At 45.3% G+C, this 1,036-nt stretch carries 2 protein-coding genes; both read left to right on the top strand.

All coding sequences use genetic code 11. The features are described from left to right. Nucleotides 1-193: chorismate lyase (locus A3729_RS24745; protein WP_156498117.1), on the top strand; the 193-nt coding region annotated here is incomplete at its 5' end. A gap of 4 nt (nucleotides 194-197) precedes the next feature. Then, nucleotides 198-1,036 (top strand): 4-hydroxybenzoate octaprenyltransferase (gene ubiA / locus A3729_RS24750; protein WP_068634389.1); only part of this gene is annotated, 839 nt, incomplete at its 3' end.

A 1,036-nucleotide genomic window follows, 5' to 3' on the forward strand; every position in this document is an offset into this window, starting at 1 on the left:
TAAGCCTTTAGGCGAATTTCTGTTTAAATCCAGAGTTATGACGCGTAGTAAGCTTGAAAGTGTCTCCTTGGTGAAACAGTTTAAAGAACCCGTATTTGGGCGGCGCTCGGTATTTTTTCTTCGTCAGAAACCATTGCTGGTGAGCGAACTATTTATGCCTCGGGTATTTGAGGCAAGCAAACGAGAGAAATAGGCATATGAATACTCAGAGTAAACCCGCGTTTGCAAGTGTTGCAATGGACTACGTAAGGCTTGCGAGGTTGGATAAGCCTATAGGTATTTATCTGGTTTTGTGGCCAACGCTTTGGGCATTATGGTTTGCTGCCGAGGGCATACCAGCTATGGATGTGTTAGCTATTTTTATCGCCGGCTCTGTTTTCATGCGCTCGGCAGGCTGCGTAATCAATGACTTTGCGGATAGAAAAATAGACGGTCATGTAAAGCGCACTGAAGCTCGCCCTCTGGTGACGGGGCGGGTGAGTGCAAAACAGGCTTTGATCTTTTTCGCCGTTTTATGTCTGTTGTCTTTCATCCTGGTTTTGTTTACCAATGAACTGACAATTTACCTTTCATTTGGTGCACTCGCACTTGCTTCTGCTTATCCCTTCATGAAGCGCTATACTTATTTACCACAGGTGGTCTTAGGTGCTGCATTTGCCTGGTCCGTTCCTATGGCTTATGCCGCGCAAGTGAATGAACTGCCTGCGCATATCTGGTTGATCTATATGGCAACAGTCTTGTGGACCGTTGCTTATGATACGATGTATGCCATGGTCGATAGGGATGATGATATCAAAATCGGCGTTAAATCCACGGCCATCTTATTTGGTTCGGCTGATCGGGCGATTATCGCATTTTTGCAGGTTTTGGTGATATTGACGCTGAGCTTGTTAGGTGAACAGCTTGAAATGGGGCAGTTTTACTTTCTGAGTATTGTCGTTGCGTCGGTACTATTTGTATATCAGCAGCACTTGATTCGCCATCGTGACAGAGATGAGTGCTTTAAGGCGTTTTTGAACAATAACTGGGTGGGTAT

The sequence above is a fragment of the Oleiphilus sp. HI0043 genome, assembly GCF_001634935.1.